A 6,366-nucleotide genomic window follows, 5' to 3' on the forward strand; every position below is an offset into this window, starting at 1 on the left:
GCATAGGAACCATAAAAAGTGCCTCGAAAAGAATATGATTCACTGCCATTAATAGCTTTGTACAGCACTTCGGCTCTGGCAGAATCCTTGGCATCACCCAGGGTGTTGGCGTAATTCTGATTAAAACCATTCACAAAATCTGAACTATAATTCACGGGCCATAAACCTTTCCAGACTTTCATTTCGATATGAAATCCCAATTCGAATTTTTTGGAAAATAAACGGGCCGCATTTATTCCCAGCGATAAGTAAGTTCCTCTGCCTGCTGCAGTCACCGCACCATTTTCGCTCATCATAAAGTGAGCCGCCGGCATTAAAAATTTATTCTGTTGGATTGAATCATGTTGTAAAAATTCCCAATAGCGTTTTAAGGGTGATTGAGTTTGCCCCATGGCCAAATAGCACAGGAAAAAAATCAGGATTGCACTTAAGATTAAGCGACGCATACGGAAAGATACAAAAGAAAGGAACAGTTATGGAAGGGTTAGAAATAAAAACGGCGACCAGAATAATCCGATCGCCGTTTCCGCTTGCAAATTGACTCTCAACCGTCAATTTTTCGTTATGGTGAATTCAACGCGACGATTCATCGCTTTGCCTTCATCTGTTGCATTGTCGGCCACCGGACGTTCCATTCCGTAACCGGACGATTTTAATCTTGATTTGGAGATGCCTTTAGAAGTGAGGTAAGTTACCACTGCCGCAGCACGATCTGCCGATAATTTTTTATTGAGATCAGCAGAACCCACGTTGTCGGTGTGACCACTCACTTCAATTTCCATATTCGGATTTTCTTCCAGCACGCGCACCAGACGATCCAACTCTTGTGTCGATTTTCCATCGAGTGTTGCTTTACCGGTTTCAAAGAAGATGTTGTTCAAACGAATGGTAGAACCAACTTCAATCGGATAAAGAAGAATATCCATTTCAATTTCGCGGTACTCGCCTTTGGTATTGAGGTCGATATTGTTCGACTGCGCCACGAAGTTTTTAGCGGAACCTAAGAATGAATATTCAGATCCATACGGTAATACAATTTTGTATTCACCCGTGCTTGGATTGGTACGTGCAATACCACTTTGAGTGTTGTTGTTAATGGAGTTAAACGCAACATTTGCTTCGAGTGGTTCTTTGGTTTTCGCATTTAACACGCGACCTTTTACCAATACAACCGGATCAGGCTGAACTTCTTCTTTCAGTTTAATGCGAACGATATCCGATCCCATTCCTGCATGTTCGTACGATACTTTGTAAGCGTATTTACCTTGTGCATCGATGGTGTAGTAAGCATCCCATTTATCGGAGTTTACTTCGGGACCCATGTTAACAGGTGCCGACCAGTTTTGCCAGGTGTCATCCAGACGTTTTGCAACATAAATATCATTGTTACCGAGTCCACCCGAACGGTTCGATGAGAAGTAAAGTGTTACCCCATCCGAAGCGAGGAATGGCGACATTTCATTATCACTGGTGTTTACATTACCTAATTTTTTCGGACGCGTCCATGTTCCGTCATCTTTCAGATGCGATACATACAAATCGTACGATTCCGGATCTTTTTTCTCAGAGAAATATTGCACCAGATGTTTTCCGTCGTTCGATAATGAAGCACCGGCATAATCGCCCAGACACATTTCCTGGAATCCGTCGATCACCATCATTTCAGGAGAACTCCATCCATCTTTTGTACGGTAGGTGAGTGAATATCCTTTTCCTTTCATTTCACCATTTTTAAATGCACCCGAAATCATAATGGTGTTTTCATCCGGAGTAATACCTGCCATATAGTTATAACGAAGTTTATTAAACGGAGCACCAAGGTGAGTGGCAGGAGCATTCTCTACACCATTCGATACATCGGCCATCCACATATCCTGCGAATCATCTGTTCCGCTGGTATTGCGGATATCGTTGTTTCTCGAGTAGTAAATGGTTTTACCATCAGGAGAAACAATCGGATTTAATTCATCGAAAATGGTGTTCATGGTATTGTCGCGTTTTACCATGAGGTCTTTAACAGGTTCAGGTTTTTTCTTCACGCGGAAATTCCATGCTACAGAAAGTTGTGCACCAATATTGGAAACACCACTTTTTAAATCATTTAAATCGCCGGTGAAATTATTCGGAATAGATGTGTTGAGCCCACTGAAATCCTGTTTCATAAAATTGAGATTGAAATAAGGATTTATGGAAATCATCAATGGTAATTTTTCGCTGGGTTGATATTGGATGTAATATTTCCAGTAGATACCTGCGCTGAAATATTTCCCGTCGATTTTTTCATAATCACCTTTTGAACTTCCTACATCCAGGCGTTTTTGCAATGAACCCATCGTAGCGTTGAGTCCCCAGGTACGATAAAAATCAAATTTCCCTTTGTGTTTGTGATTCATTAATCCGAGTCCAATATAATTCCCCGCGTATTTTATCACCCGGGTGTACGAACCGCCACCTAAAATACCTTCGGCAGTTGCGCCACGGTGTGAAAAGGAAACATCGAGACCGGTTTTTTTACTCAGATATAATCCTCCGTATACACCAATCCCTTTATTCCAATGCATATTATTCATTAATGGATCCAGCATTACGGTGCTTCCATCAGGAGCTGTTTTAGAAGTGTTGGAATTGTATCCTTCAATCCATTTGTTTACACCGCGAAATCCGCCCCAGGCAATATCGTAACCGAGTCCGGCAAACATCGGCTGGAAGGCTTTCATGTTTTTGTAAGAGGTGCCTTCGGGAACACCATTCCAATCGGAAATGGCAGTCACATAAGGCGCCAGTTTATTATAGGTTGGTTCCGAAACGTACCACATTACTTCACGCACCCATTCATCTTTCATCCAGTTTAAACCACGGATTACTTTATTGGCCACCATGGCATCGATGGTTTTACCGGCATGATCGCGCGGAATTGAGGTAATGATGTTCATGAAAACATCCTTATTGTTTTCATCGATGAACTGACCCAAATACATTCCCAATTCCGAAGGAGACATGTTCTTGGCGGCTTTTACGCCCTCGTTTTTGGGATCGATACCAGGTTCGTTGTGCGGACTGTACCTTGAGCGGAATTCGCTGTAGGTCATTTGCGCCATACTGCTGCCTGCCATTACAAAAAAGAGCAGGAACAAGAGCGACTTGATGGGTGTTGAGCTGTTGAGTTTCATTTGAAGCTTAATTTTTATCAAAGGTGCAATCACTTCGTGATGAAGACACTACGTTAAACTTCGTATTTCTTAAAAAAAGCACCTAAAAACTTGCGTCACATGTGATTCAAATCCGTATTTTACCGTAGTAATTATGAAAAACAAAAGCATATGAAAATTGGAGTTATCGGCAGCGGAGTAGTGGCACAGGTACTGGCCAAAGGATTTTTCCGCGAAGGATATGATGTAATGATCGGTTCGCGCGATCCGAAAAAACTGGAAGCCTGGTTGCGGAACAATGAAGGAATCAAATCCGGATCCTTTGCCGATACTGCAGCATTTGGAGAATTAATTGTATTGGCCGTTAAAGGAACCATTGCCGATAAGGCACTCGAATTATGCGGAAGAGAAGAAATAAAAGGGAAGATTATTATCGATACCACCAATCCCATTGCCGAAGAAGCACCGGAAAACGGAGTGTTGAAATTTTTTACGGGTCCCAATTCTTCACTTATGGAAAAACTGCAACAGGATTTTCCCGATGCACGATTTGTAAAAGCATTTAATTCCATTGGAAATGCGCACATGGTTCATCCGAAATTCGGTAATGAAAAACTGAGTATGTTTTATTGCGGCAATGATGAAAATGCAAAAAAAGTAGTGAAGGATATTTTATATCAATTCGGATTTCAACCGGTGGATATGGGTATGGCCACCTCGGCTCGTGCCATTGAACCACTTTGTATGTTGTGGTGCATTCCCGGAATCCGCGATGGAAAATGGAATCACGGTTTCCGAATGGTTGGTGCTTAAATCACCTAATGCTTTATTTCTGTAACACGTTTTAATTTTGATACCAATTTAATTTTTGCATGGATCCTTTTGTATATATGCTCGATCGTGAAGCGGTTGGATTAGTGATTAACCAATTGTTTTTTTCGCTCGATAACAAGGAGTGGATAACGCTTAAAGAATGCTTCGCTAAAGAAGTGGTTTTCGATATCAGTTCACTGGTAGGTGGCGAACAACATCGTTTAAATGCCGACCAGATTGCTCATTTATGGAGCAATAGTTTAAAAGAAGTGGATGCGTTGCAACATCAGATCAGTAACATGACCATCTTCGTGCAAAATGAAAGAGCTACTTCTCATTTTTACTGCAATGAAATGCATCATTCCAAATCCGGAGCAAAAGGAGGAACACTCACCCTGGTGGGAACCTATGATATTCACCTGGTGAAAGAAAATGGCGTTTGGAAAATTTCCTTGTTCCGTTATCACCATAAATTTTTACGCGTATAAATTTTTCTTGCAATGAAATATTTTCTGATTTCGCTTTTCTCCTTTTTTTCATGTTCACTTTTTGCCCAACATCAGGCTGTTTTGATTGGTAAGTGGCATGGCTTATTGGATGTAGGCATGATGGAACTGCGTGTCGATTTCAATTTTAAAGTGGTGGCAGATAGTATGGTGGTTACCATGGATTCTCCCGATCAAAAAGCATTCGATATTCCGGTGGATGAGTGGTCTTTCTCCAATGGAGAATTGATATTAAAACTACCCCAGGCACAAATTGAATACAAGGGCAAATACGAAAAGGAAAAGATCAGCGGTAATTTTCGTCAGGCCGGACAAAGCCATCCTTTAGAGTTAGGTCGGAATGAAGTAGTAAAAACCGAACGCAAGCGATCGCAAACCATTAAAGAACCGATTCCCTATGTGTCTGAGGACATCGTTTTTAAAAATAAAAAAGCGGGAATTGAATTAGCGGGGACACTCACTTATCCGCATGCCGATAAACCGGTTCCTGCTGTTGTGATGATTTCGGGAAGTGGTCCACAAAACCGCAATGAGGAATTATTGGGACATCAACCTTTTTTAATCATTGCCGATTATCTGAGCAGAAAAGGAATTGGCGTTTTGCGATTCGACGATCGCGGTGTGGGTCAATCGAAAGGTGAATTTCATTCAGCGACTTCCTATGATTTTTCCACCGATGCAGAAAGTGCGGTTCAGTATTTGAAAAGCAGAAAAGAAATCGATAAAAAACGAATCGGACTTGCGGGTCACTCCGAAGGCGGAATCATTGCGCCGATGGTTGCAGCGAGAAATAAAGATGTAGCTTTTATTATTCTATTGGCGGGAACCGGAATTCGTGGCGACCAGCTTTTATTGTTGCAGCAGGAATTAATCGCCCGTGCCAATGGGGAAGAGGAATCTGAAATTCAGAAAATGAAAGCCATCAATACCAAATGCTTTGAGATAATTGTCCGCAACACCGATAAAGATAAAATGGTGAACGAATTAAGAGATACCCTTAACGTATTGGCCGATCGCGATCATGTGCTCGATATTCCCACTGGTATGAATAAAAATATGTACATCAATCAAATCATATTTTCATCCACCTCTACCTGGATGCTCTATTTTATTCGTCACGATCCCGCTCTTGTTTTGAAAAAAGTGAAGTGTCCGGTTTTCATTTTAAACGGCGATAAAGATTTGCAGGTCCCCGCCAAAGAAAATGTATCCGCCATCGAAGCAGCGCTTCAGTCGGGAGGGAATAAGCATTATCAATCGAAGATTTACCCCGGACTCAATCACCTTTTCCAGCATTGTACCACAGGATCTCCCAATGAATACAACAAGATTGAAGAGACCTTCTCGGAAGAGGTGATGGGGGATATGGTTGGGATTATTTTTGGATTACCACAGGGGAAAGGAAATAGGTAGAGGGTAGTGGGAAGAGGGTAGAAGGGAAAATGGGTAGTGGGAAGAGGGTAGTGGGTAGTAAGGAAAAATAGGTAGTGGGTAGAAGGGTAGTAGGAAAAAAAAGGAGTAGTGAAATGGTAGTACACACCGCACGTCATTCAGAGCGGAGCGTGGATTCGGATGGTGCAGGGTGGGTGGCATACCACTCAGACACGAAGAGCACTCAGTTGCACTTAGAAAATTTAAAGTAGAGCACGAAGGGAAGTGGGAAGAGGGTAGTAAGGTAGAAGGGGAAAAGAATCCGTGTGTCATTCAAAGCGGAGCGTGGAATCGGATGGTTGCAGGGCGGGTGGCATACCACTCAGACACAAAGAGCACTCAGATTTCTATGTTTAAAGTCAAGTGATTTTATCACATTGATAAAAATTCTTCTTTGTACATATAGGGTGCTTGTCTTTCGATTACGGCCCAGATACGGTGTACGAGCTTGTTTCTTACGGCGTTGA

5 protein-coding genes are annotated in these 6,366 nt (G+C 42.0%); 3 read left to right on the forward strand and 2 right to left on the reverse strand.

The window, feature by feature from the left end; translation table 11 throughout:
• The coding region (locus K1X56_14585) for a hypothetical protein (protein MBX7095946.1) at positions 1-446 on the reverse strand (446 nt) is incomplete at its 3' end.
• Positions 447-551: 105 nt separating this feature from the next.
• A complete protein-coding gene (locus K1X56_14590; GenBank protein MBX7095947.1) occupies positions 552-3,170 on the reverse strand; it encodes an OmpA family protein in 2,619 nt (872 codons plus the stop codon).
• Between the two features lie 150 nt (positions 3,171-3,320).
• Between K1X56_14590 and K1X56_14595 the strand changes: the two genes are divergently transcribed.
• Genes K1X56_14595 through K1X56_14605 form a run of 3 tightly spaced genes read left to right on the forward strand, consistent with a single transcriptional unit; the run spans position 3,321 to position 5,881 of the window.
• Positions 3,321-3,962 carry an NAD(P)-binding domain-containing protein gene (locus K1X56_14595; protein MBX7095948.1) on the forward strand — a complete coding sequence of 214 codons (642 nt, stop codon included), beginning with the start codon at positions 3,321-3,323 and terminating at the stop codon, positions 3,960-3,962.
• A gap of 59 nt (positions 3,963-4,021) precedes the next feature.
• Entirely contained in the window at positions 4,022-4,450 is a 429-nt protein-coding gene (locus tag K1X56_14600; protein MBX7095949.1) for a nuclear transport factor 2 family protein, read from the forward strand.
• 12 nt (positions 4,451-4,462) lie between these two features.
• Entirely contained in the window at positions 4,463-5,881 is a 1,419-nt protein-coding gene (locus tag K1X56_14605; GenBank protein MBX7095950.1) for an alpha/beta hydrolase, read from the forward strand.
• Positions 5,882-6,366: the final 485 nt, after the last annotated feature.

It is taken from the genome of Flavobacteriales bacterium, from assembly GCA_019694795.1.
Classification (GTDB): domain Bacteria; phylum Bacteroidota; class Bacteroidia; order Flavobacteriales_D; family UBA2798; genus UBA2798.

Excerpts from the sequence above, each read along its gene's own strand:
- K1X56_14590 (MBX7095947.1), bottom strand. The coding sequence starts at position 3,170 with ATGAAACTCAACAGCTCAACACCCATCAAGTCGCTCTTGTTCCTGCTC.
- K1X56_14595 (MBX7095948.1), top strand. The coding sequence starts at position 3,321 with ATGAAAATTGGAGTTATCGGCAGCGGAGTAGTGGCACAGGTACTGGCC.
- K1X56_14600 (MBX7095949.1), top strand. The coding sequence starts at position 4,022 with ATGGATCCTTTTGTATATATGCTCGATCGTGAAGCGGTTGGATTAGTG.
- K1X56_14605 (MBX7095950.1), top strand. The coding sequence starts at position 4,463 with ATGAAATATTTTCTGATTTCGCTTTTCTCCTTTTTTTCATGTTCACTT.